The 25,501-nt window shown below is 40.5% G+C and carries 24 protein-coding genes and 1 pseudogene; 14 read left to right on the top strand and 11 right to left on the bottom strand.

The features are described from left to right. The first annotated feature begins 29 nt into the window (after positions 1-29). Both DTOX_RS06580 and DTOX_RS06585 read left to right on the top strand, forming a co-directional pair. The gene (locus DTOX_RS06580; RefSeq protein WP_015756948.1) at positions 30-1,070 is read left to right on the top strand and encodes a 4Fe-4S dicluster domain-containing protein; all 1,041 of its coding nucleotides are present in this window, start codon (positions 30-32) and stop codon (positions 1,068-1,070) included. Continuing rightward, positions 1,063-1,914, top strand: a complete 852-nt coding sequence (locus DTOX_RS06585) for an FAD/NAD(P)-binding protein (RefSeq protein WP_015756949.1) — start codon at positions 1,063-1,065, stop codon at positions 1,912-1,914. The genes DTOX_RS06580 and DTOX_RS06585 overlap by 8 nt, the downstream gene beginning before the upstream one ends. A gap of 177 nt (positions 1,915-2,091) precedes the next feature. Here the strand turns inward: DTOX_RS06585 and DTOX_RS22680 are convergent. Both DTOX_RS22680 and DTOX_RS06590 read right to left on the bottom strand, forming a co-directional pair. Further along, positions 2,092-2,304 (bottom strand): annotated as a pseudogene (locus DTOX_RS22680) (DUF4368 domain-containing protein); the annotation flags it as partial. Then, positions 2,268-2,477 carry a hypothetical protein gene (locus DTOX_RS06590; RefSeq protein ID WP_042315487.1) on the bottom strand — a complete coding sequence of 70 codons (210 nt, stop codon included), beginning with the start codon at positions 2,475-2,477 and terminating at the stop codon, positions 2,268-2,270. The gene DTOX_RS06590 and the pseudogene DTOX_RS22680, both read right to left, overlap by 37 nt. A gap of 190 nt (positions 2,478-2,667) precedes the next feature. Between DTOX_RS06590 and DTOX_RS06595 the strand changes: the two genes are divergently transcribed. The 3 genes from DTOX_RS06595 to DTOX_RS06605 all read left to right on the top strand — a co-directional run bounded on the left by DTOX_RS06595 (position 2,668) and on the right by DTOX_RS06605 (position 5,198). After that, positions 2,668-3,177 carry an RNA polymerase sigma factor gene (locus DTOX_RS06595; RefSeq protein ID WP_015756950.1) on the top strand — a complete coding sequence of 170 codons (510 nt, stop codon included), beginning with the start codon at positions 2,668-2,670 and terminating at the stop codon, positions 3,175-3,177. A gap of 1 nt (position 3,178) precedes the next feature. After that, on the top strand, positions 3,179-4,147 hold the full coding sequence (locus tag DTOX_RS06600; protein ID WP_015756951.1) for an anti-sigma factor family protein: 969 nt from the start codon (positions 3,179-3,181) through the stop codon (positions 4,145-4,147). A gap of 97 nt (positions 4,148-4,244) precedes the next feature. Then, positions 4,245-5,198, top strand: a complete 954-nt coding sequence (locus tag DTOX_RS06605; RefSeq protein ID WP_242652558.1) for a hypothetical protein — start codon at positions 4,245-4,247, stop codon at positions 5,196-5,198. Positions 5,199-5,273: 75 nt separating this feature from the next. On the opposite strand, the gene DTOX_RS06610 is transcribed toward DTOX_RS06605, so the two are convergent. Continuing rightward, complete coding sequence (locus tag DTOX_RS06610) at positions 5,274-5,663, bottom strand: TIGR04086 family membrane protein (protein WP_015756953.1); 390 nt, start codon at positions 5,661-5,663, stop codon at positions 5,274-5,276. Positions 5,664-5,908: 245 nt separating this feature from the next. Here DTOX_RS06610 and folE point away from each other — a divergent pair, with 245 nt between their 5' ends. From folE to surE, 3 genes are read left to right on the top strand one after another with little or no spacing between them, the layout of a single operon-like run. Then, complete coding sequence (gene folE, locus DTOX_RS06615; protein WP_015756954.1) at positions 5,909-6,475, top strand: GTP cyclohydrolase I FolE; 567 nt, start codon at positions 5,909-5,911, stop codon at positions 6,473-6,475. 9 nt (positions 6,476-6,484) lie between these two features. Continuing rightward, positions 6,485-6,667, top strand: coding sequence for a YpmA family protein (locus tag DTOX_RS06620; protein ID WP_015756955.1), 183 nt, complete (start codon positions 6,485-6,487; stop codon positions 6,665-6,667). A gap of 24 nt (positions 6,668-6,691) precedes the next feature. Further along, positions 6,692-7,468: a 5'/3'-nucleotidase SurE gene (surE, locus tag DTOX_RS06625; RefSeq protein ID WP_015756956.1), complete on the top strand. Its 777-nt coding sequence runs from the start codon at positions 6,692-6,694 to the stop codon at positions 7,466-7,468. A gap of 50 nt (positions 7,469-7,518) precedes the next feature. Here the strand turns inward: surE and spoVB are convergent, their stop codons facing one another. Continuing rightward, positions 7,519-9,069, bottom strand: coding sequence for a stage V sporulation protein B (spoVB, locus tag DTOX_RS06630; protein ID WP_015756957.1), 1,551 nt, complete (start codon positions 9,067-9,069; stop codon positions 7,519-7,521). Between the two features lie 369 nt (positions 9,070-9,438). Here spoVB and fusA point away from each other — a divergent pair, with 369 nt between their 5' ends. Further along, the gene (gene fusA / locus DTOX_RS06635; RefSeq protein ID WP_015756958.1) at positions 9,439-11,451 is read left to right on the top strand and encodes an elongation factor G; all 2,013 of its coding nucleotides are present in this window, start codon (positions 9,439-9,441) and stop codon (positions 11,449-11,451) included. A 104-nt stretch (positions 11,452-11,555) separates the two neighbouring features. Here fusA and DTOX_RS06640 read toward each other — a convergent pair whose 3' ends face one another. The 3 genes from DTOX_RS06640 to DTOX_RS06650 form a co-directional block, all read right to left on the bottom strand. Continuing rightward, entirely contained in the window at positions 11,556-11,942 is a 387-nt protein-coding gene (locus DTOX_RS06640; RefSeq protein WP_015756959.1) for a YidH family protein, read from the bottom strand. A gap of 84 nt (positions 11,943-12,026) precedes the next feature. Beyond that, a complete protein-coding gene (locus DTOX_RS06645; protein ID WP_015756960.1) occupies positions 12,027-12,632 on the bottom strand; it encodes a PilZ domain-containing protein in 606 nt (201 codons plus the stop codon). 69 nt (positions 12,633-12,701) lie between these two features. Then, positions 12,702-13,238 (bottom strand): hypothetical protein, encoded by a 537-nt coding sequence (locus DTOX_RS06650; RefSeq protein ID WP_015756961.1) that lies wholly within the window; start codon positions 13,236-13,238, stop codon positions 12,702-12,704. Positions 13,239-13,747: 509 nt separating this feature from the next. Here DTOX_RS06650 and DTOX_RS06655 point away from each other — a divergent pair. Further along, a complete protein-coding gene (locus DTOX_RS06655; protein WP_015756962.1) occupies positions 13,748-15,343 on the top strand; it encodes a stalk domain-containing protein in 1,596 nt (531 codons plus the stop codon). Between the two features lie 168 nt (positions 15,344-15,511). Here DTOX_RS06655 and DTOX_RS06660 read toward each other — a convergent pair whose 3' ends face one another. Beyond that, on the bottom strand, positions 15,512-16,165 hold the full coding sequence (locus tag DTOX_RS06660; RefSeq protein ID WP_015756963.1) for a nitrite/sulfite reductase domain-containing protein: 654 nt from the start codon (positions 16,163-16,165) through the stop codon (positions 15,512-15,514). A gap of 162 nt (positions 16,166-16,327) precedes the next feature. Between DTOX_RS06660 and rnhA the strand changes: the two genes are divergently transcribed. The 3 genes from rnhA to DTOX_RS06675 are packed head-to-tail and all read left to right on the top strand — an operon-like array spanning position 16,328 to position 18,967. After that, positions 16,328-16,792: a ribonuclease HI gene (gene rnhA, locus DTOX_RS06665; RefSeq protein ID WP_015756964.1), complete on the top strand. Its 465-nt coding sequence runs from the start codon at positions 16,328-16,330 to the stop codon at positions 16,790-16,792. A gap of 27 nt (positions 16,793-16,819) precedes the next feature. Further along, complete coding sequence (gene hslO, locus DTOX_RS06670; protein WP_015756965.1) at positions 16,820-17,701, top strand: Hsp33 family molecular chaperone HslO; 882 nt, start codon at positions 16,820-16,822, stop codon at positions 17,699-17,701. 57 nt (positions 17,702-17,758) lie between these two features. After that, positions 17,759-18,967 (top strand): cofactor-independent phosphoglycerate mutase, encoded by a 1,209-nt coding sequence (locus DTOX_RS06675; protein ID WP_015756966.1) that lies wholly within the window; start codon positions 17,759-17,761, stop codon positions 18,965-18,967. A gap of 95 nt (positions 18,968-19,062) precedes the next feature. Here the strand turns inward: DTOX_RS06675 and DTOX_RS06680 are convergent, their stop codons facing one another. Genes DTOX_RS06680 through DTOX_RS06690 form a run of 3 tightly spaced genes read right to left on the bottom strand, consistent with a single transcriptional unit; the run spans position 19,063 to position 22,371 of the window. After that, positions 19,063-20,439: a sensor histidine kinase gene (locus DTOX_RS06680; protein WP_242652560.1), complete on the bottom strand. Its 1,377-nt coding sequence runs from the start codon at positions 20,437-20,439 to the stop codon at positions 19,063-19,065. Positions 20,440-20,495: 56 nt separating this feature from the next. Next, positions 20,496-21,173 carry a response regulator transcription factor gene (locus DTOX_RS06685; protein ID WP_015756968.1) on the bottom strand — a complete coding sequence of 226 codons (678 nt, stop codon included), beginning with the start codon at positions 21,171-21,173 and terminating at the stop codon, positions 20,496-20,498. A gap of 58 nt (positions 21,174-21,231) precedes the next feature. Next, positions 21,232-22,371: a trypsin-like peptidase domain-containing protein gene (locus DTOX_RS06690; RefSeq protein WP_015756969.1), complete on the bottom strand. Its 1,140-nt coding sequence runs from the start codon at positions 22,369-22,371 to the stop codon at positions 21,232-21,234. A 258-nt stretch (positions 22,372-22,629) separates the two neighbouring features. Between DTOX_RS06690 and DTOX_RS06695 the strand changes: the two genes are divergently transcribed. Further along, positions 22,630-25,440 (top strand): FAD-dependent oxidoreductase, encoded by a 2,811-nt coding sequence (locus DTOX_RS06695; protein WP_015756970.1) that lies wholly within the window; start codon positions 22,630-22,632, stop codon positions 25,438-25,440. Positions 25,441-25,501 lie beyond the last annotated feature (61 nt).

The following is a 25,501-nucleotide window of genomic DNA, read 5'->3' on the forward strand; positions in this document are numbered from 1 at the left end:
TCTATTACCGGAAATGAGATGGTTGACAGATGCAATACAAAGTTTTAGAGAAGGATAAAATATCTGGCTTTTTGGACTACCTTGCCAGTAAACATAACCTGATGGCGCCTGTCTCAGAAGATGAGAGTTTTAGTCAATTTAAGAGGGTTTATCAAGCTTCCGAGATAAATCTAAACTATACTAATACTGTTATACCTCCTAAAAATTATTTTTTCCCACCTGCGGAGAATTTATTTTCTTTTTCTGCAGAAAATGGGGGAATTGAGATTAAAGAATCAAGACAAGCTGAAAACATGGTTATATTTGGCTTAAGACCTTGTGATATCAATGGCATGTCAATGCTTGACCCGGTTTTTAACGGTAATTTCCCGGACAGTTATTATGGTCCGAAAAGGGAAAGAACTATACTTATCGGTTTAAGTTGCCAGGAGGTAATGCCTACCTGTTTTTGCAAGTCCTTTGGTACAGATCCAACTGATGGGTCAGGTGCCGATTTAATGCTGACAGGTTTAGAAAATTGTTTTTTGGTAGAAATCCTGACTGATAAAGGCGCCGGTCTGCTTGAGAATGCCGGCGGGTTTTTTAGTGATGAGTCAGTGGATAAGGCTATATCAGAAAAAAAGCTGTTAAGAGATAAACTGGCAGGCGCTTTTCTGCGCGAGCCTGATTTATCGGGGGTAAAAGAAATACTGGATAAGAATTTTGAACACCCTTACTGGGAGGAATTGGCGGCTAAATGTATCGGCTGCGGCATATGCACTTTTGTTTGTCCTACCTGTCATTGTTTTAATATGATTGACACCAGCCGGCCTGACGCAACCGGCAGTCGCTACCGCTGCCATGATTCCTGTATGTTTCCCGGTTTTACTAAAATGGCCGGTGGACATAATCCCAGGCCAACCAGAGTGGAGCGTGTTCGAAACAGATTTATGCATAAACTTAAATACCATCTGGATCGATATAATCTGGACGGGTGCAGTGGCTGCGGCAGGTGCATTGCCAAGTGTCCCGTAAATATAGATATCAGTCAAATAATAACTCATATCAGGGAGGTAGTTAAGGATGACTGATTTAACCGGCGGTAATCCTTTGCTGCCTAATATAGCCACAATTGCAAGCATCAGGAGAGAGACAGGTGATGTGAAAACCTTTCAAGTGGTTTTTGATGATCCGTTGGCAGTACAAAGTTTTGCCCACAAGCCAGGCCAGGTAGCGCTTATTTCAGTTTTTGGTGAAGGGGAGGCAACTATATCTATTACCTCTTCACCCACTGTTAAAGGTTTCTTGGAATTCAGTATCAAAAAGGTAGGCCGGCTGACTTCTGTTTTGCATGAAATAGAGGCAGGTGCCAAGGTTGCTGTGCGCGGGCCTTACGGAAACGGTTTTCCCCTTGATGAGATGAAAGGTAAGAATTTGCTGTTTGTGGGCGGCGGTATCGGCCTGGCCCCGCTGCGCTCTCTAATTGATTATGTGTTGGCTGAGGAAAACCGCAGTGACTATGGAAATGTGGAGATTCTTTACGGTGCCAGGTCCATGGCGGATATATGCTTTAAAGAGGATTTATTTAATAAATGGACTGCCTGCAAGGACACCAGGGTATATACGACTATTGACCGGGAAGAGCCGGAATGGAGCGGTCATGTCGGTTTTGTACCGGCCTACCTGGAAGAAATAAAGCCAGTATCAAATAATAAGGTTGCTATTACCTGTGGTCCTCCGGTGATGATTAAATTTATTTTGATGAGCCTGCAAAGACTGGGTTTTACTGAGGAGAGAATTATTACCACCTTGGAGATGAAAATGAAATGCGGTATTGGTAAGTGCGGCCGCTGCAATATCGGCAGCAAGTATGTATGCCTGGACGGTCCTGTTTTTACATTGAAGCAGCTGAAGGAACTGCCGCCGGAATTTTAATTTATACTTCGGGAAATTATGCTTATGATGGATTTGTGGATAAATTAAGGTTAATATTGCATAATTTCCGAGGATCACGAGTGTCTATGGCTGCAAGAAAGTCGCTCAAGGCGACTTTCTTGTCTAAATAATAAAAACACCGGAGAAAAGAGGGTATGTCGTAAGGAAGTTTTAGTTTTATAGAAGACGGTGTGGCCGGGAGGCTACGCCGTCTGTCTGTTTTTTGAGCATTTCATCGGTTAATTCAGGTATATTCAGTATGCCCACGCCATTATAGACAATCTCTACTTTCTGCTTACGTTTACCACTGCTTTTGTTAGGTGAATGGATGATAATCTTCGAGATAAACTCATTTAGAATTGTTGGCGTAATCTCTTGTATATCTGTATATTTTCTGACTGTTTCAAGAAACTGATCGGTATCTTCTGCCTGCTGTTCTTCCGCAGATAGTTCTCTTGGTAAATCAAATACTTTGTTCTGTAAATTCCTCTGCTCAGCCTCTTTTGTTCATCAGCGGATTTCTTGCTTACTTGCTTGACAAATACCTGCTCAAACTGCCTCACGTACTTTAAACTTCCCTTATGAAATGAACGGAGCATGTTCCTGTGTTGCTTTTGTAATTGGAACAAACAAATATAGTTCCGTTTTGCTGAGACTTTGAAAAAGTCTCTTGTTTTTGTAACTTTTTAATAGCAGAAGAGTCTATAATTGTGAAATGGGTTTACCGGTAACCTGTGAAAGGAAAGATTTATTTTGAATGCTGAATTTTCTACTTTATATCAGAAATATAAAGGACCTATATTCGCTTATATTTTTTATCTTGCCGGAGATAGGGCGGTAGCTGAGGAAATATGCCAGGATGTTTTTTTAAAGGTATACTTAAACATTGCCAAATTTGAGAGCAGGTCCAGCTTTAAGACGTGGATTTATAAAATAGCAAAGAATACATATCTTGGCCATGTTCGAACCCGAAAAAAAGAATTGGCAATTGACAACATAGAAATTTTTGCTAATGAATTAGAAGACAGGGGTATGGGCCCCGAAGAACATGCTGTTAATAGTGCAACTAAGAAGCTTATAGAAAAGACATTAAATAAAATGAATGAAAAATATCGAATACTTTTAATTCTGCGGGATATTCAGAATTTATCCTATAAGGAAATAAGCGGTATTACAGAAATGGAGTTAAACGCCGTTAAGACTGGAATTTTTAGAGCGAGAAAAGAGTTTCAGAGAATTTATAAGGAAATGGAGGATCTCTAAAATGCCCTGTGCTTATATAGAAAAAATAAAAGATTATTTAGAAGAAAAACTCCCCAAGAAGGAGATGGAAGCCATGGAAAAACACTTGGAGAGCTGTAAGGAGTGCCAGGCAAAACTAGATAATTATCTTGATAATAAGCTGAATTTGGAGACGGAGACACCGGATGTGGAAGACAAAGTCTTAGTTAGTAAAATAAAAGCCAGGATAAAAGGGATGAGGCGAATTACCCTATATGGCCTTTTAGGATTTACCTTGGGGTTATTCTCCAGATTTTATACTTTGGATAATTTTTTCTTAACGAAGGCAGTTATGGCTTTGCCTTATAAACTGGCGGAATTTGTTTTAAGCATTTTCTTTTCAGGAAATGTCCCACTGTTTTGGGAAGGGGGGGGTTATCATTATCAGGGGAAAATGGGCCTTTTTCCTTATCATCCAATGCTGGACATTTTGGCAACTACCGTAACGCCGTCAATAATTGCATCATTTATTGCTGTAATTATCGGTTATCTACTGAGTGATAAAAGGGTTTTCCCCCGCAAACATATTATTAAGTTCGCAGCAACCTGGCTGATTATTTTGCTGGTTTGGATTGGTATTCTTTACGGCACATATAATCATGCATTAGGAAAAATTAATAATCTTGAGGGGATTAACGCCATGACCGTTTATACCATAGAAGAAAACAATACATCATGGCTGATAACAATTGATAATGATGCACTAATGAATGAAAAATATGCTAGGCTGATAACTATAATATCCGAGGCAGAAAAAGTCGGGAAAAAGATTTATCCCCAAGGGAAGAATGGTTATGAAATGTTAGTAAATTTCTCCGGGGGAGGAACAATTCCAATTTTTGTGGACAACGATAGTGGAGAAATGGTTGTGAGAGATGGTAACGCCTATCAAATTCCACCTGAAAAACTGGAATATATTAATAGAGTATTAGGAGGGATACAAAATGACTAAGGTTTTACGGGATAAAGCATTCACAATAATTGGGGCGGGCCTTTTGGGGTATTACTCGAGTATATCCCTCTTCCGCGATCTTATCCGGGATAATCTGTTGAGAGTATTGCCGCCCATTAACGACCGCCACCTTCCGGATATATATGTAAATATTATGGGAATGGTAGTGTTTGCTATTCTTGCTTATCTATTGTTTAATATCATTGTAGAAAAAAGAAGTTTTAAGCTTCATAAAAAAAGTTATGTGACAGCAAGTATTTTACTGATTTTGGCACCACTTATGATTGCAGGTATATTTAGAGTCCATGCTGTAAATTTGGTGGCCAAGATGGAAGGAACTACTCCTGTGAAAATTGTAATTGCACCAAATAGTAAAGGCAGTTCTATTATGTTTGCTGCTGGTTCGTCATCAGCAGGTGGTGTAAATAAATCTGGTTATATTACGGAGCCATATCTAGAGGACTTTGGGAAAGCAATCGGGAAAATGGAATTAAAGGAAGTGGTTGACGGTGAAGAACAAAAGCAGGGTTCTCACTATTTAACAATGTGGATTGATTATGAGGTGGCCGGTGAATGGTACTCAAAAATATTAAGCTATGTCCAGGGAATGTTTGAAGAGCATGTTGCAGGCGAAAGAATAGCTTACTATAGCAATCCTGAACTTGAGAATTTATTAAAAAAGGTATTTGATGAATTAGCTGATATCAATAATTATGACCGGGCTGGAGTGATAAATTACGTGACAATTAATAAGGGAAATAAAGGTGAGGAAAAGGAAAGGCTGTTAACCCCTAATGACTTTCAAGTGTTGGTTAATTCCTTAAAAACTGATAACTTAATCAATCAGGATACAGAAGGGGTTAATCGAATTAAAAAAGCTTTAGATGGATGGATCCCCAAGGAAGAGATGAACATTTATGGGATTGAACTTTTTAAAAAGGGTTCCGCCCAAAATGTAGGCCAAAACTTTATGGTTTATGATAAACTTACTCATACTTTGTTATTTGAAGACAAGTATTATCAAGTAGATTTGGATGATATAGTCAAATAATAAAGTTTTATGGGGCTATTTAAATTGTTTAGCTACGCGTTTTAATGCTTTTGGGTCTTGAGATGACACTGCAGGTTAAGCGGAACCAACACCCAGGACTCCCCCGAGAGCGCCGGAAGTGAGAGATAATAATAATTTATGCAAGGAAGATAACAACAAAATATGTCCCGGTAAGATTAAGGCTGAAGCTAACCAGATGATTAAGAAAAAGAGAATACCGACAGACAGGCCATGCAGCAAGCCTTTTGTGCCGCTCATTTTACCGGCGAATAGTCCGCCACAAGTAACACTTAAGAAGATTATGCCGGCGCTTATCCAGGGAATGGTTGTTTCGGATATATCTGAATAATAAATAATCAGGCCTAATAAAGCAATTAGAACAGTGGAAAACATAAGCGCCACAAGGGTACTCTTGAGTACAGCGGTAATCTGAATAAATGCTGCGGAATCCTGGTTAAAGGACATATAAAAAAACCTCCCTTTATCAATTCTTTATATATTTCTATGTTCTGAGCTGTAATTTATGACTTTATAACCATTGATATGAACCTAAATTTAAAAAAATTCTATTTTGTCGCGCAATTTTGTTTATTTCATGCAGGACGTTGATAAAATGTGGCGAAATAAATATAGTCAGAGTAATTATATTGCTACAGGTTGATTTTTAAGGTATATTAACAAAGGGGTCAGATAAATTAGGAGGGGAAGCAATGATCGACCAAGAAAAGATTGAAAAGGCTGTATATATGATCTTAGAAGCTATTGGTGAAGATCCCGAAAGAGAAGGTCTATTAGAAACCCCCGCCCGGGTTGCCAGAATGTATAAAGAAGTTTTTTGCGGTTTATCTGAGGATCCTAATATACACTTGCGAAAAATTTTTAATGAGGAGCACGAGGAATTGGTTTTAGTTAAAGACATAGCATTTTCCTCTATGTGTGAGCACCACCTCCTTCCTTTTTTTGGCAAGGCACATGTTGCTTATATTCCGCATAAAGGTAGAGTGACCGGTCTGTCTAAGCTGGCCCGTGTAGTAGATTCCTATGCCAAAAGGCCACAATTGCAGGAACGCTTGACTTCACAAATTGCTGATTGTATAATGAAGCATTTAAATCCTTACGGAGTTATAGTTGTTGTTGAGGCTGAGCATATGTGTATGACCTTGCGTGGTATTAAAAAACCCGGCTCAAAAACTGTTACATCTGCTGTGCGTGGTGCTTTTAAAAGCAACGATGCTACCAGAGCAGAGGCCTTTGCATTAATCAGAACATTAAATTAGGGGGTCCCAATGATTAAGGGAAGCGATGGACCTAAATTAGAATTAATTGCTGCCAAAAGCTTTAAAGAGTATGATCAGATGTACAAAGTGGTTGATTTCCTGAATAAAACACTTAAAGAAAAAAACGTTATGTTTGGTTTAACTAAAAACAGTAATACTAAAGAAGTGACAATATCCATTTATGAAACATAAAAATACTTGGTGCCGGAGGGAAAAATGCGTCTTCTTTTAAGTAATGATGACGGGATCAATGCTAAAGGAATAAAAACTTTAGCAGAGAGATTAAGCAAAACAGCAGAAGTGTTTGTTGTTGCTCCGGATCGGGAGAGAAGTTCAACAGGTCACGGTATTACAGTATATAGGCCCTTAATGGTAACAGAAATGCATTTGTGTAAGGATGTTGTCGCCTGGTCGATTAGCGGAACTCCTGCTGATTGTGTGAAGCTAGGTATAGATGAGTTATTGCCTGCCCGGCCTGATTTAATCATTTCCGGCATCAACAACGGATCAAACCTGAGTACCGATGTTCTATACTCGGGAACTGTTTCCGCCGCTATTGAAGGCGTTATTAACGGTATACCGGCGATTGCTGTTTCACTGGCCAACAATGATTGTCTTGAGCCTGATCTAGTTGAGGATTTTAGCTGCGCGGTTGGTTTTACTGAAAACATGGTCAGTAATTTTATCAGTACCGGTATGTATCCGGGGGTAATGCTCAATATTAATGTGCCCGCCGGTAAACCGTCGGGTGTTAAAGTTACCCAGTTGGGACTCAGGCGATATGTTAACTGCTTTGAGAAGAGAACTAATCCCAGAGGCAAGGTTTATTACTGGTTGGCCGGCGAACCTATAGATGTGGAAACGGGTTTGCTGGATATAGATTCAAAAGCCGTTAAAGATAATTTTATCTCCATAACTCCAATCCACTTTAATCTAACTCATTTTGATGAAATAGAGAATCTTAATAAATGGGTAAAAGAATTGAGGGACTAGCATCCCTCAATTCTTTTTTAGGATATGGGCTGCTCTTTATATATAATATTTTAAAACCTGGGTTTTAAAAATCCGGTAATTTGCTTAAAGTCATCCATATCTATAGTTTTGGTGGCAACGAGCAGGCTTAAATATACCACCGTTCCGCATAATAAAATAAAAATTAAGCTAAAGAGATTAATGGTGTGGTGATGATTTATATAAATATTAGCCTGCCACATAAAATATGCCATACCTGTCACTGCCAGAAAGGGTTTGAATAAATGAATCACAGGATTTAATTTATATCCTGTAAGATATTGTAAATCAAGATAATTCATAACAGCCATAATTAAATAGCTGGCAGACAATGATATGGCAGCCCCCCTGATACCCCATAAGCCCGTAAAATAATAAATGCCGAAAATTTTGAATAAAGAAGCTGCAACCATATTCTTGAATGGTTTGGTTGCATTGCCCAGACCTTGTAGAATACCGGTAGTGGTTTGTGTAAAATATAAAAACGGTCCTCCCAAAGCCAGAAGGCTGAGAATAAAACCGGTTTCAGAATAACCGAAAAGAATGCCGCAGATTTCATTAGCCAGTACCGCTAAAACAGCTGCGCTGGGCAGGCCTGTAAGAATTGTAATACGCAGTGACTTGTTTATTCTGTTGTGAACCATTGTAATGTTGTTTTGTGCCATGGCATCAGAAATAGCGGGAACCAGAGCTGTGGCCAGTGAAATAGTAATAACGGTGGGTGTGAATAGAAGTGTTTCAGCTATCCCGGCTAATTGACCATAGATTGAAGTAGATGCTTTAAGAGATAAGCCTATTGCCTGAAGCTGTTGGGGTATTAATATAGCTTCCAGTGACATTAATCCTGTAGCTACAAATCTGGTTAATGTAATAGGTGCGGCCAGGTGAAAAATCCTCTTGCTGTTTGCGGCAAATTCCAAGCTGGTTTTTTGCCTTTTATGCTGCAAATAAGGGCGATGCTGAAAATATATGATCAGCATTAACAAAAAGCCTGAGAGCTCACCGCACACTACACCTAATGAAACCCCGATAGCCGCATACTCCAGTCCGCGCGGCAGCAGCAGGTAAGCGGCGGCAAGTCCTATGGTTATTCTGACTAATTGCTCAATTGTTTGTGTTGCAGCTGTGGGTGTCATGCGTTGAAGCCCCTGGAAATATCCTCGGAAAGCAGAACATATTGAAACAATAATAATTCCGGGGACTAAACACAGAAAACTATAATAAACCTTGGGATTTGGGAAAATATATTTTAATAATAAAGGAGCGGCCCAAACTATTCCAGCAGTGCATAATAGACTAAATGCTGTTAAATAAAACAAAGACACATGAAAAATATTACGGGCGCCGGCAAAGTTATGACGGGCCGTTTCTTCGGCTACCAGTTTAGAAATAGACAGGGGTATGCCGGCAGTAGCTACGACCAGTACCAGTACATAAATTGGGTAAACCATGTTAAAAAGGCCGATGCCCTCAGGTTGAATCAATCGAATCATAATAATTTGATATATAAACCCGATGATGCGGTTAATCAGGGCTGCGGCTAATAAAACCATCGCCCCGTAAATAAATGATTGACGTGTCATTTGATTTTTTCCTTTCCACGATGTATACTTCAAAATATATGTATGTCCAGCAGTGGGAAGCTATGTATTCAAAAATTTTAACTAAGAATTCTTGTCCTTAAGAATTCTTTTTTAAGGTAATTTTATCTTTATGACTAAGCAAAAAAAATTATTAAAAAGCTAGTATCTACAAGGATTTAGGCATCTAGATGTAGAATAGGAAATGGATTAGTCTAAAATTATATCTATCCGTATCGGAACAAATTTTGGGTAATTTTTAAAAGAAAAATAAGCTTCAAATTATAAAACCATTATTCCCCAAGTTTGGCTCTTAAGAAGTATAGAAGGATAGTTATATGGAAACCATTATTTACAAAGGAGGCAACAGCTTTGAAAAACTATCAAACCACACAGCTGCGTAACGTTGCAGTAGTGGCGCACGGGGGATCCGGAAAAACATCCCTGGTAGAGGCCATGCTGTTTAATACCGGGTTATTATCTCGTTTGGGTCGTGTTGAAGACGGTACCACCACTGCTGATTACCATCCGGAAGAAATTAACCGCCAGTTAACAATACATACCAGCATAGTGCCGGTTGAATGGGAAAATACCAAGATAAATCTTTTAGACACACCTGGTTTCTCAGATTTTATTGTTGACGTTAAAGGGGCTCTGCGTGTAGCAGAAGGTGCCTTGTTTGTTGTTTCTGCTGTTGATGGTGTGGAAGTTCAGCATGAAATTATCTGGGGTTTTACTAATAAAGAAGAGTTGCCCCGTCTGGTTTTTATAAATAAGATGGATCGGGAAAATGCTGATTTTGACAAAGTAGTAGACGAACTTAAAGAAAAGTTTAATGTTAATTTTGTTCCGGTTCAAATACCTATAGGATCTTTTGACAAATTTTCCGGTGTGGTGGATGTTCTCAGAGGAAAAGCCTACAGCGGAGACGGCAAAGGCAAAGAGATACCCATACCTGAGAGTTTGCTTGATACGGTTGCCGGTTATCGGGAGGCTTTGATTGAAGCTGCGGCCGAAAGTGATGACGAATTGACCATGAAGTACCTGGAAGGTGAAGAACTCACCCCGGAAGAAATCATAAGCGGGTTTAAAAAGTCTTTGGCCGACGGTAAAATAGTGCCTGTCTTAAGTGGTTCAGCTACTAAAAATATGGGCGTTGCTCAATTGTCAAGCTTTATAGCGGAATTTTTCCCGGCACCGCAGGAAGAAGAAGGCTCTATGGCAGCTCTTGTGTTTAAAACTATTGGTGACCCTTATGTTGGAAAAATGAACTTTTTTAAAGTATTTAAAGGTAAGCTTAAAGCAGATTCAGTTGTTTACAACAGCGTTAAAGAAGCTAATGAAAAAATTGGCCAGGTGCTTTATTTACGGGGCAAATCAACTGCTGCTACCGATGCAGTGCCAACAGGTGATATTGCTGTGCTGGTAAAACTTCACGATACCACAACAGGTGATACGCTTTGCGATAAGGATAATCCCGTCGTATTGGAAGGTATAGAGTTTCCTATTCCGACTCTTACCGCGGCAGTTAATCCTAAGAGTAAAAATGACGAGGATAAGCTCAGTGATGCCATGTCTAAAATCCTGGATGAGGATCCTACCTTAAAGCTGGAGAAAAATACTGAAACTAAGCAAACTCTGTTAACAGCCATGGGCGAACTGCATGTTAATATCATTGTGGACAGGCTTAAGAATAAATATGGCGTTGATGTAACCTTAAGCGATGCTAAAGTTCCCTACAGGGAAACTATTCGCGGTAAGGTTGAAGTGGAAGGAAAACATAAAAAACAATCCGGTGGCAGAGGCCAGTTTGGACATGTTTGGATTCGTTTTGAATCTACAGATGATGAATTTGTATTCTCAGAAGAAGTTTTTGGTGGCGCAGTACCCAGGAATTATTTCCCCGCGGTGGAGAAAGGCCTGCGTGAAGCTATGTCGGAAGGTGTCTTGGCGGGTTACCCGGTAACCGGTCTGAAGGCTACTTTGTACGACGGTTCTTACCACCCGGTAGACTCTTCGGAAATGGCTTTTAAAATTGCAGCATCTTTAGCTTTTAAGAAGGGTTGCGAAAAGGCTTCTCCGGCACTGTTGGAGCCGGTTATGAGTGTGGAAGTACTTGTTCCTGACAATTTTATGGGTGACATTATCAGTGATTTCAATACAAAGCGGGGCAGAGTACTGGGCAGTGAGCAGGTAGAAGGCTTGACTAAGATTATGGCTACTGTTCCCCTTTCGGAAATGTATCGTTATGCTATTGACTTGAAGTCTATGACACAGGGACGCGGTTCCTTTAATATGAGTTTTTCCGGCTATGATGAAGTACCGGCCCGCCTGGCAGAAGATATTATTAAAAAGGCTAAGGCGGAAAAAGAAGAGAGCAGATAAATACAAAGCAACTGACCCGAAAGGGCAGCAACAGTTAAGTCAAATACCAAAAAGAAACCCGTATCACCATAGAGGTGGTGCGGGTTTTTTGTTTCTAAATTAAATCATCTGATTGCATTCTGGCTAAAAGCTATTAAAACAATGGCTATAAGTACGACAGAAGCAGTCATGATCAAATCTATTGTGTAAGGGAAAATACCTTCACCTTTTTCTATTTCTTTTCTGAAGAATAAAAAACGGGTTGTTGCTACCAGATTTATCACTACACCCAGCATAATAAGTAATGAACCATATACTGCTGATTTTGACCAGTTCAACTTGTTTTCTAAGATAATCGATGATCCGGTTAAATTAAATCTAAATACAAGAAATCCTATGGCAATCATATTCAGGGCAGTGCGTGTCCAGGCTAAAAAAGTTCTTTCATTTGCCATATGCAACTGTAATCTATCTTTAAAAGGCAATTTACTGTGCGGATTTTTTTCCCTCACTATATCCTCTCCAAAAAAGTTCTGTGTACTTTATGTAAACAATTTTATAATAGAAAAATTCTCATGCGCATGTCTTTCCATATATCAAGTTGTATATTTAATAGATAAATTTGCTATTTTACCTCTGGGTAAATTATCATTATTAATAAATTCAAAGCCAGCAACAGGTATATTTTTGGTTTTGTTCTGCCATGATAAACGCACTTCGCTATAAAAACTGCTATTTTCAATTTGTAAAGAAACAAACATTTTATGCTTTGAATTTATAATATTTTCTAATTCAGGAGTTAAATATACCTGAACACCTCCGGCGGAAAAATCAATCATAGTTGTAAAGGCTGTAAGATTTTCCGCGTTAAAAATAAGATTATTAGAATAAAGTGATCTTCTGTATTTTCTCTCTCTGGTTTTAATAAAATTATCAGGTATTAAAAAGCCATAGAACTTTTTACTGTCGTTATTAATCTTTTCTAAGGTTGTATTGCTCGTATATAAACCTAATTTTAAAGCCGCACTTATCTCAACATTTTGTTTTATTGTTAGAAATAAAGGTTGTTTGTTATAGTTTGGAAAATTAATCCAAAATATGTTTTCTTCGATGCTTGTGATAATTGCTTCGTGAGTATATTGATTAGCAGGTGTAATACAAATTTTATGGTTGACCACTAAAATATCTTTACCATAGATCAATCTAATTCCTCCATTTCAAGAGTTGCGAGAATATAACGTAATCAAAAGTTAATATGCCCAGAGCAAATGCTATGGGTTTAACGTAAACCTCCAGTTAATCTTCTTATCTTTAGTATTAGCAACTAAATAATAATATTTTTCTCCTTCTTTTGGTTTGAATAACAGGTATTGTTGAGGAACACTGTTAAGCTTGACTTTCGAATTGATTAACTCCTTAATTGCGCTTTGCTCTACAGGCAGTGGATTATAGGTCCTTCCTTTTTCATCGATTAACAACCATCTTATTTTATATTCTGGTTTTGATATATAAACAGGGACAGCCATTAAGGTAAATGCCGGTTCCACAGTTACATTATTAAGAGGCAATTTTATGCTGTCAGAAGTAATAGCCAAGGGGGAATCTCCTGCTCTTACTATAACATCATGAAAACTTGTTTCCATACCACCATCTATAAAATTTTGAGGAATCGAGCCTGTATCAGGTGTCTTATTTTGACCGGATTGTATATAAAACCAAATAATCAAAAAGGCACCGGGGGCTATTAAAAGAAATAAGAACCATTTCCTCACCAGACTTAAATTTCTCATTTCCTTTTTCTTATTCATTCACATAGACCTCCTGCTTTAAATACCCTAATTTTAGGAAACGATAATAAAGATTTACTTGATTTTAATTGTTATTAATATGAATGTTTCACTTAAGTCTCATTTTTATACTTTACCCGGTTGGAAAATCAATTGGCAACAAAGTCAATCATTAATCAATAAGTGCCGTAAATTGCTAACGGCACTTATTGATTAATGATTGACAAGATTATTTATTAATATTTCTTTTGAAAGCAGCTAAACACCTTTTACTGCCCTAAACAACAGTTTTATCCCCATGATCTTGTTTTAATAACATTAAAATGGTAGTATAATAAACATACAGATAATTTATATTTCAACATATGGCAGCAGTTTCCTGCATAAAGCTAAAGTACCAAAAGAAATTTTTTAAAGTTATCTCTAAGAAAGAAAGCGGGGTGAAAGAAATATAAAGCGACATAGTTGTTAACGCCAGTTTTAATGCGCAGGATTTCTTCAGGCAAATAAATATCAGGAGGGTTGCCGTTTTGAAAGTCAAACCGTTTATTATTATTTTCCTCAGTTTGCTCTTATGCTTTAGCGCAGTATTTTCCTCATCTGCAGCGTTGCTGTCGGCTAAAGACTTACTTATTGATAAAATTAATAATTATAAATTACCATTTAATAAGGATTTCTATAATAAGACGTCAAGTGATATCAGTTTAGAAATCAATAAGTTTAATGGCACTGTTAAGGAGCAAGCCGGTGACTATACGGGTAGTAAAATTGCCTTTAATGTACAATTGGACGAACCCAATAAGGCTATTAAACTAAACTATGATGCAAATATACAAAAAAATAGCTGTAAAGGTGATATCTACTTGACCGAAGACAGGATTATCTTCAGCAAGGATATTATCTCGTTAATTAAGAACTTTAATATTGATGAGTTAGACAGTTTTCCTTTGTTAGAACAAGGTCCTGATTACCTTTATATGATAAGCGGCCAGTTAAAACCTGTTTGGGAGCAGATGCAAAGCTACCAGTCCCAGAAGTTGCCCGTCGAGTATCAGGATTTTATGCTCTTTATTGTTGAAGCTATACCGGACAAGTATATTAACCAGTCATCAGGCGAAATAACCATTAAACTGGACCAGTCAGGTTTTGAAGATGTGCTCTACTGTTTGGTAACCAAGGTGTTTAATGAAAAGGAAAGGTTTGCTGACATTATCTATAAAATCAATAAATATACTTTTGAGGCTCAGGGACTTAACCCCGAGGCTGCTAGAAATTTAATAATTTCCGGTTTTGCGGAGATCTCACCTCCGACCAGGGAGGAAATACACGCTATAGGCAGTTTTTTAGATGTCAGTCTGCTTTATTCTTGTTCACTGCAAACTTATGGAACGGGTAATTTTGAAATAAACATGGCAATCAAGGCCCCTGATCAATCCGTGAAAGGCAGTATAGATATTTTATCTAAGTCTGTCACTAATAAAGATAATTACGATGGCTCATATCTAATCAAAATCAATTTTGAAGATGACAAGAGAAAAACTCTGGACGGCAGCGTTTCCGGGGCTTTTAATTACAAAGCCAGCAGCGCAACGTCAGACATGAAGCTGGATCTTACTGCCAAAGACAATGCCGCAGGAGAGGTTTATTTTGATATCGGAGCAACCATTAAATCAAAAGATAAAATAAATCAGGCTTTACAAATAAAAGTACCGGAATTAAATACCTCTAACAGTATAAATATTACAGATATAATGCCGGCTCCAGGCAAAACGAATCAACAGGTAAAGGATATTTTTATTGACGGGAAAAGAATCGATTGCCCCGTGAATCCTAAAATAGCTGAAAAAGGCATTATGCTGCCTGTAAGAATTATTTCCGAGGCTTTAGGTTATCAAGTTAATTGGATTGAGCCCAATGAAATTAGTATTACCGGTAAGAACAAGGTTATTACTTTGTTTGTGAACCAAAAGACTTATACTGTCAACGGTCAAGAAAAAGAACTTGAGATGGCGCCATATGTTGAAAACAATAGCACCATGGTTTTAATGGATTTCATATCGCAAGAGTTGGGTGTTTCTATTAACCTGTCAGGTGGCAACTTGTATATTATAAAAGCCCAGGAATAGAATTTAGTTAATGGATTGATTGAAAAGCAAGACATAGCTTATAAAATCTTAAAACAAACCCGTATCACCTAAGATAAAGTGGTACGGGTTTGTTTTACTCCAGAAATTATGCTTATGATGGCTCTGTGGATAAGTCATTGTTTAATGTGAGTGCAAATTTATATTTGACTACAGCAGCAGTTTTTTGAATTCATCTAAACCAATACGTTCGATGAGATTGCCAATTCTCTCACCTTTTTTAGCCTGTTCGCCGTATACTTCAATTATTTTACTAATTAATTCTAGAGCTTGTTCATCAGTCAGACCTTCTGTAATCTGATCGGCAATTCTGGGACGTGCTCCGGCGCTGCCGCCTGCAACCAGGGTCCAGCCGGCGGCTTTACCTAAAAGACCGATATCACGCACTTTGGGTTCGGCGCAACTTAAAGGACAACCGGAAACACCGATTTTTACTTTGCCGGGCAGTGCTTTACCGGAGAACATTTCATCAATTTTAATCCCAAGCTGCAAAGAATTCTGTTGGCCGTTTTTGCATACCGCATTGCCAGGGCAGACTTGTACACTACGTACAACCGAACCGGTAGCAGGAGCCGGTTCCATGCCCAGGTCAGTCCAAATAGCCTCAATATCTTCCGCTTTCATGCCGACGAGGGCCAATCTCTGGGCGCTGGTAAGCTTAACAATAGGTATATTATACTTCTCTACTGTAGCGGTTAATTTTTTTAATGTCGCTAGATCCAGAAGACCTCCCTTTATTTTAGGTACGATAGCGTAAGTTTGACCGTCTCGCTGCAGTATTGCTCCTCTTGGTTTATCCGACATATTGCTGCCTCCTCGACTGAAATTTATAGTATCATAATAAGTTGTTTTCTCTGATTTTTCAATGATATTGATCACATTATATAAATTAAAATTTTGTTTTACTTTAATTATATCGCTGTGGTATATTATGGTGGTTAACGGCAACGGAAAGTGGGGATTAAAATGAGCCAGGTAGAGATATATACTGACGGTGCCTGCAGCGGCAATCCCGGTCCCGGAGGCTATGGTGTAGTTTTAAAATACGGGGATAAGATAAAAGAACTGTCTGCCGCTTACCGGAAAACGACTAATAACCGGATGGAGATATTAGCTGCCATTATTGGTCTGGAGGCTTTAAGGAGACCTTGCACGGTTACACTCTATAGTGACAGCCAGTATCTGGTCAATGCCATGACCAAGGGCTGGGTTAAACGCTGGAAGGCTAATAACTGGATGCGCAACAAACAGGAGGCTGCAAAAAATATTGATCTATGGGAGAGAATGCTGCCCTTGCTGGAGCAGCACCAGGTTGATTGGGTCTGGGTGAAGGGTCATGCAGATAACTACTACAACAACCGCTGTGATTTTTTAGCTGTCAGGGCAATTAAGGAACAGGCGCTTTTAGAGGATGAAGGTTTTAAAAAATAGTGTTTTACGCTAAATTAAGGAGGAAGCATGCAGGATTATCTTATTCGAGCTGTTGGAAAAAAGGGGCAGTTTCGTGTTATTGCCGCTGTGACAACCGGTTTGGTAGAGGAAGCCAGGCGCAGGCACAGTACCTGGCCCGTGGCGTCCGCAGCTCTGGGCAGAACTTTAACTGCCGGGCTTTTGCTGGGAGCCAATTTAAAAGGCGATGATTTGTTGACTGTTAGAGTTAGGGGTGACGGTCCGTTGGGAGCCATAATAGTCTCAGCTAATGGTCACGGTGATGTGCGCGGCTATGTGCAAAATCCGCAGATTCATGTGCCGGGCATTAGGCCGGGCAAACTAGGGGTAGGAAATGCTGTGGGGAAGGGGACCCTCTCTGTTTCTAAGGACTTGGGCTTAAGAGAACCTTTTACAGGCAGTGTTGAATTAGTCAGCGGTGAAATAGGTGAGGATATAGCTTATTATCTACTGGCCTCTGAGCAAACACCCTCTGCAGTATCATTAGGTGTGCTGGTGGAAACAGACAATAGTGTGCGGGCCGCAGGCGGGTTAATTGTCCAACTTTTGCCGGGAGCAGAAGAAAACATGTTGGCTGAGCTGGAGGATTGTTTAAATAGGTTGCCGCCTATAAGCAGTCTGGTCAATGAAGGAAAAATCCCTGAGGAGATAGTAAAACTGGCGCTTGGCAATTTGGATATAGATATTATAGATAATACTCCGGTGCGCTTTTACTGTTCTTGTACCAGGGAAAGAATTGAGCGCATGCTGGCGGGCCTGGGTGAACAGGAGTTGAGAGATATTTATGAAACAACAGGGCAGGTTGAGGTAATTTGCCACTTCTGTGGGGAGAAATATAATATTCAGGAGCAGGAGTTAGGTAAATTGTTGCAGGATATTAAGAAAGAATGAAGAATATTTCATAATAACTCCCGGGATTAAGTGATTTTTAGGATAGGAGATAAAGCTATGAAATATTTGATACTTTTAGGTGACGGTATGGCCGATTATAAAATACCTGAGTTGGGAGATAAAACACCACTGCAATATGCTAAAACGCCGCATATGGATTACCTGGCTGCCAACGGAGAAATAGGCCAGGTCTGGACGGTGCCTGAGGGTTTTCCTCCGGGAAGTGACGTGGCCAACCTCTCAGCTATGGGCTATAATCCTAAAACTTGCTACTCGGGCCGCTCACCGCTGGAAGCTTACAGCATGGGTATTATCATGAGTGAAACCGATGTTTCTTTTCGCACCAATCTGGTCACTCTGACCGAAGAGCCGGAAGAATACGAGCAAAAAACTATTCTCGACCATAGTTCAGATGAAATAACTACGGAAGAAGCCAGGGAGTTAATAGGGGAAATAAGAAAACACCTGTCTACCGAAGAATTGCAGTTTTTTGCCGGTATCAGCTACAGGCATTTATTGATATGGAAGAACGGGCACCTGGATATAGAACTGACACCGCCTCACGATATACCCGGGAGATGTATTGCGGATTACCTGCCCAAAGGCCCGCACAGCCGGGTACTGTTGGAGATGATGAAAAAGAGCTATGTTTTGTTGAATGATCACCCGGTAAACAGGAGCAGGCGCAGGAATAACCTGCGTCCTGCCAATTCCATTTGGTTTTGGGGTGAAGGCAAGAAGCCCTCAATGGAAAACTTTTATAAGAAATACGGGCTTAAAGGCTCAGTCATTTCAGCTGTTGATTTAATCATGGGACTTGGCAAGTGTGCCGGCATGGATGTGGTTAAAGTGGAAGGGGCGACGGGCGGTACACATACAAATTTTAGAGGAAAGGCTCTGGCTGCTCTGGAGGAACTGAAGAAAGGCAAGGATTTTGTTTATATTCACGTAGAAGCCCCGGATGAAGCCGGACACAGGGGGGAACTGGATACCAAGATAAAAACCATAGAAGAAATAGACGGGCAAATGCTGTCTGTTTTGCTGCCGGGGCTGGAGGAATTCGATGATTACAAAATAATGCTGCTTCCGGATCATCCTACCCCGCTGGCTATCAGAACGCACACCAAAGACCCTGTACCCTTTGCTATTCTGCGCAAGGGTGTGAAGAAACAGAGCAATGTCACCTACTGTGAAGAGGATGCAGCGAAAAGCGGCTTAAAATTTGCTGCCGGGCATGAGTTGATGAATTACTTTATCAACGGTTAAAAGGCTGTCTTAAAATCAGAATAATAAATATGCCCGTACATTTTGGTGGTACGGGCGTATTTTATGAGTTTTATTAACTGTATTTTTCTTTTGGGTCAGTTTTTTATATTTTCATGCAAAGGCAACCGGACGGTAAACTCAGAGCCCTGGCCTAAAGTACTCTTAACCTCGATTCTGGCATCATGCTGCTCGGCAATCCACCTAGCGATGGAGAGTCCCAGTCCTGTTCCTCTGGATCCCCTTGATTGGTCGATCCGGTAGAACCGTTCAAAGATTTGTTCCAGGTTTTCTTCTGCAATACCTGTCCCTGTATCTATAACGGCAATGCAGGCTTCTTTATCTGCCAGTTCTGTTTTAAGCAGCACGGAACCGCCCGGTTCTGTGTATTTAAATGCGTTGTCCAATAAAATTAAGATTAGCTTGGCCAGGTATTCTTTATTGCCATAAACATAATTGTCCTCGCTAACAAAAATATTAGTTGCTTCAAGATTAACCGGGCCGGCCAGTTTTTCTGCCCGGTGAATTACATCAGCCAGCAATTCCCGGAGTGATACAAGCTCTTCGCTCATTTTCTGCCCGGCGTCAGCCCGGGCCAGGGACAGCAAGTCCTCAACCAACCAGGACATTCTCCTGGACTCCTCCGAAATATCCGCCAGTGCCTCAGTTCTTATTTCAGGCTCGGCATCTCCCATTTGCTGCAGCAATTCTATATTGCCCCTGATGATAGTCAAGGGTGTGCGTAACTCATGTGAGGCATCAGCCAGAAAGCGCTTTTGCGAGCGGTAGGACTGGTCCAGTTTCTGATAGGCAAAGTTCAGTCTCTCCAGCATGGCGTTAATGGTTTCAGCCAGACGTGCCAGTTCATCTCCTGGTCCGTCATATTTGATACGCCGGTTTAAATCATGTGCTTCTTGAATGGCCGAGGCTGTTTTGGTTATTTCATCAATTGGCCGCAGTGCGGTACGGGCCAGGAGCCAGCCCAGTGTACCTGCCAGTACCACAGTTACACCGCTGCCGGTAAAAAGAATAAAACGAAGCCGACTGAGCGGTGTTTCAATAGCCACCAGGGATTGACCCACCTGTAAAACTCCGATAAACTTCCCCCCCAAAATTAAAGGCAGGTTATAAATGCGCAGGGGTTGCTCGCCCGAGTAAACCGTCTCATAAAAAGCGTTGCCCTGGCTTGCCTTTTTCATGGTTGACGCACCGAGAGGAAAAGCCTGCCGTCCCAGATTATGCGAGCTGGCTTTTAGCACTCCGTGGGCATCAATTACCTGCAAATAAGTGTTAGGAGAAGCGAAAACATCTATATCAGGCAGGATGATTTGTTGCAACGGAAAATCAAAAGGACCGATAATGGTAATGGATTGAACTACCTTTTTAGCCCTTCCGGCTATGGAGGTATCAATTTCCGAAACCAGCATTTGCCTTAAAAAAACATATACCAGCATGCCGAACAAAAGAAGAGTCAAGCTTAATACACTGCTGTACCAGAGGGTTAAACGCAGACGTATGGAAATATTGTTCTTTATTCTTTTAATACATAACCTGCTCCTCTCACTGTATGAATAAGGCGCTTTTCACCGCAAGCCTCCAATTTATTTCTCAGCATGACAATATAAACTTCCAAAACATTTGATTCGCCCTGGTAATCATAACCCCATATTCTTTCCATGATCAATTCCTTGTTGAGTACCAGTCGGGGGTTTTCCATAAAAAGCTTTAACAGTTCATATTCCCTGGCAGTTGGATTAAGCTGTCTTTTATTTCTGAATACCTCTCTGGTGCCGGTATCCATGGACAAATCGGCATAACTGAGTATTGCCGGCTGAGCTTCCGTTTTACCGCTCCTGCGCAGCAGCGCGCGGATCCTGGCCAGTAACTCAGTCATGGCAAAAGGTTTGACCAGGTAATCATCGGCTCCCAAATCAAGCCCTTTTACTCTGTCTTCCACTTCATCCCTGGCGGTCAACATTAAAACGGGTAAATCATAGTATTCCCTGATTTGCCCGCAGACTTGCCAGCCATCCAGACCGGGCATCATCACGTCCAGAATTACTAAATCAAAATGATTATTTTCTAAGAGAGTAATCCCTGCCTTTCCGTCATTGGCTGCTTCAACCGTATATCCGTTAAAAAGAAGAGTTCTCTTTAACAAAGCTGTGATCCTGGGATCATCATCTATAACCAAAATATTGCTTGACAAGTTCAACCCCTCCGTTACTTAGCAGCCATAAGGAAACGCTAACCCTAATTATATCTTACTACTGGCTGTTCTTGTCCTCAATAGTTGCCGTCAGAAAAATATTGTTTTTGTTTCTGACAACTACCATTACGGCGGTATCTCCCACCTTGCTTTTCTGAACGCAATCAATCAGCTTTTGTTCATTATCGATTTGTGTATCATTGTACTTGATAATAACATCCCCCCTCTGCAGTCCGGCTTTTTCCGCCGGGCCGCCGGAAGAGACACTGCCGACCAGCGCTCCCTGAGTGTTTTGCAAGCCCAGAGCGTCAGCCAGCTCCTGAGTTAATGCCTGTACAGATACTCCCAGCCAGGGATGCTTCAATTGTCCGGTTTCCAGATCATTTAGTACTGCCTGGACAGTATTGCTGGGTATAGCAAAGCCGATACCCTGCGCGCTGGCATTGATGGCTGTATTTATACCGATTACCTCGCCCTTCAAGTTGAGGAGCGGGCCGCCGCTGTTGCCGGGGTTAATGGATGCGTCAGTTTGCAATAGGTTTTTATAATGCCTGTCTTCAATATCCACCGGGCGGCTTTTAGCGCTGACCACACCTACAGTTACAGTATGATCAAGCCCGTAAGGATTACCGATAGCCACTACCCAGTCAGCAACCCTGGTATTGTCGGAATTGCCAAGCTTTAAAACCGGTAAATCCTTAGTCGGTTCAATTTTTAACACGGCTAAATCCAGATCTTTATCTTTACCAACCAGTTTGGCGGTTAGGGGATTTTTATCATTATCCAGTAATACTTCTATCTTGCTGGCGCCGTCGATGACATGCTCGTTGGTCAAAATCAAGCCTTCTTTAGAAATAATAAAGCCGGAGCCAATACCGTGCTGTACTTCGGTTCTGCTCGGCACTTGATATTGATGACCGAAAAACTCCCTGAAGAACGGGTCACTAAACAGGGGATTGACACCGGTAACCTGCTGCTCAACGGTGGTGTTTATTTTTACCACTGCTGAACTGGCTTTATCCACCATATCAGCTATGGTGTTTGGGCCGACTGCCGGCATGCTGATGGTTTGTGCCGTATTGCCTGTGTCTTCTTCGGCGGAAGACCTTTTGGCTGTGATCGTAGCGGCTATGACAGTGAAGATCAGGATAACCAGAAGTAAATTAGTTAAAGTTATTTTTCTGTTTTTAAATACCACTTCTAAATCCCTCCCTAAGATTTATCTTCTTATATTTTCATAGAGCAAGCTTAAAAAAAAATTAAAAAAGGAAATAAAATAACTTTGGTTTTGCTATTTAAATCTGGCAGGAATGTGTCTAAAAATATTGAATTGTTCTAATTAATATATCCCTTATATAATAGATAGTTTAACTGCATATGTTTTACCGGAAATGATACAGTAAGCCTTACTAAAATGTTCAAATATGGAGCAATGCAACTGCAAGGAGGTGTTGTTATGAGAGCCGTTCTGGTTGTAGGCGCCGGTCTTGCCGGCACCAAAGCTGCATTGGATTTGGCGGAAGCCGGCTTTGATGTATATATGGTGGAAAAATTGCCTTTTGTCGGTGGAACTATGCCTAAGCTGGATAAAATGTTTCCTACGCATGATTGCTTAATCTGCACCTTATCGCCTAGTTCTATGGACATGGGTTGTAAGCTATCGCTAGTTAACAGGCACCCGAACATTAGAACTATCATTAATGCTCAAATTTTAGACTTTACCGGAAGGCCCGGTGATTTTCAAGTTACTCTCAACGGAACCTGCAGTGTACCTACGGAGCCATTGAATTCCTGTAAAATAGGCATGGATTTAAAAGCCTTCACTGTTAATGTAGGCTCGGTTATTTTAAGTCCCGGCTTTAAAGTGGCTGATCCGGGTGAATTGAGCTATTATAAATACGGAATTTATCCTAACATTGTAACCAGCCTGGAATTTGAAGAGATATTGAAAGCTTCTAAGACATCAGAAAAAGCTATTCTAAGACCGTCAGACTATAAACCTGCGCAAAAAATTGCCTGGATACAGTGTGCGGGTTCCCGAAATGAAAAATTAAATAAAGGCTATTGTTCTTCTATTTGCTGTATGTTTGCCATTAAGGAAGCTATGATGGTCAAGGAATGTTCCGCTGAAATTAAAACGAAGATTTTTTCTATGGATTTGCGTATACATGGCAAGGGTTATGAAAAATATCACAGAAAAGCGGAGAAGGATTACCGGATAGATTTTGTTGCTTCCAGAATTTTTGAAATTAATCAAATTGAAGAAAGCCATAATTTGGGTATACGTTATGCCGCGGAAGACGGTACCTTGTATTATGAGGAATTTGACCTGGTGGTTTTGTCTATCGGTATGGAACCCCCGGAAGACGCTCTGGAATTATCTGAGATATTCGGTATTGCCTTAGACAGGTTTAATTTTGCTAAAACTGTCGACTTGACGGGAGTCTGCACAACTGCTCCCGGCATTTTTGTGGCAGGCGCTTTTGCCGGCCCAAAGGATATCCCGGAAACTATAGCTCAGGCCTCGGCCTGTGTAGCCGAGGTTGCTCTGGCAGCAGGGGAGGAAAAATATATTTCAGGGGAGCCATTGCCGTTAACAGACAATTTACCATGGAACCCCCGTACCGGTGTATTTATCTGTACCTGTAATAACCAGTTGGACAGCATACTTGACTTGCGGAAAATTGCAGAGAAACTGGGGGCGGATTCAGTACATATAGTTTCTGAAATTTGTACCCGGGAGGGTAAATTTGCTGTTCAAAATATTATCAAGCATGAGAAATACAGTCATATTATCATTGCTGCTTGCGGTTCCAGAACCAGTGCTTTTTTTATGAAGCAATTAGTAAAAGAATGTGGTTTGCCGGAAAGCCTGCTGCAGATTGTGAATATTCGGGAACAGTGTGCCTGGGTGCATGCAAATGAACCGGCAAAGGCTACTCTAAAGGCCTTTGAACAGATTCGCATGGCATTCGTAAAAGCAAGTATGAGCACTGTTCTTCCTGTAGAATTTAGCCATATAGTTCCCGCAGTTTTAATAGTGGGAGGTGGAATTGTTGGCCTTACCTCAGCGCTATACCTGGCTAAACTAGGTTTTAGGGTACACATGGTGGAAAAAGAAGCTGTGCTGGGGGGGAAAGTGGCACGGATCAAAGTCGGTTTAAAAGGTGAGAACATTTCCGTCCATTTGCAGCACCTGGTTAATGAGGTGATTAATCAGCCTAATATAAAGATTTATCTGAAGACTCAGGTGAAAAGTCATTCAGGTTTTGTGGGTAATTTTAAGTCTCTTTTATCCAGCGGTGAAGTTGTTAGGCATGCTGTCACCATTATAGCCAGTGGGGGACAGGAATATATCAGCGATGAATACTATTGTAATCAAGATCCTCGTGTTTATACCCAATTGCAGTTGGAAGAGGCCATTTATAAGAATGATGCCTCTGTCAGAAAGGCTAAAAATATAGTTATGATTCAATGTGTCGGATCACGGGATAAAGACCAGAGGACCTATTGCAGCAAGATCTGCTGTACTAAATCATTAAAACTGGCCTTGCAGCTAAAGGAACAGTATCCCGACAAGAATATCTTTATATTATACAGGGATATCAGAACTTATGGAACTTTTGAAAAATATTACAGTGAGGCCAGGCTTAAGGGAATTATTTTTATTCGCTATAATTTAAATAATAAACCGGTTTTAGAAAAAACTGAAGAAAATCTGAAAGTTTATATAGACGATCACATTTTAGGACAGAAAATGGAAATTGAGGCTGATATAATCAGCCTCGCTACCGGTGTGGCCGCTTCAGCGGAAAATCCCAAGCTGGCCCGTATTTTTAGCTTGCCCCTGGAGGATAACGGGTTTTTTAAGGAAGCTCATATGAAATTAAGGCCTATTGATTTTAATACAAACGGTGTTTTTGTTTGCGGTCTGGCTCATGCGCCTAAATCAATTGAGGAGAGTATTGTTCAGGCCAAAGCGGCAGTCGGCCGGTCCTGTACTATCTTATATAAGGATTACCTGCAGTCTGCCGGGCCTGTTGCTGTGAATAACGGCAAATGTGCTGCCTGTTTAACCTGCACCCGTGTCTGTCCTTACGGCATACCCAGAGTGATTAATAACAAGGTGTTTATTGACCCGGTGCAGTGTAAGGGTTGTGGAATATGTACTGTAGAGTGCCCGCATAAGGCAATTGAACTGCAGAATATGAGTGATGAGATAATGATGGCGATGATCAGGAGCTTATTTATTCCTGTTGAGTTTTAATTTTAAAGTCCTTTATTTTCTCGAACTAAGAAGGAGAAAGTATATTTATATAGAAATTAAC

It is taken from the genome of Desulfofarcimen acetoxidans DSM 771 (assembly GCF_000024205.1).
Taxonomy (GTDB): domain Bacteria; phylum Bacillota; class Desulfotomaculia; order Desulfotomaculales; family Desulfofarciminaceae; genus Desulfofarcimen; species Desulfofarcimen acetoxidans.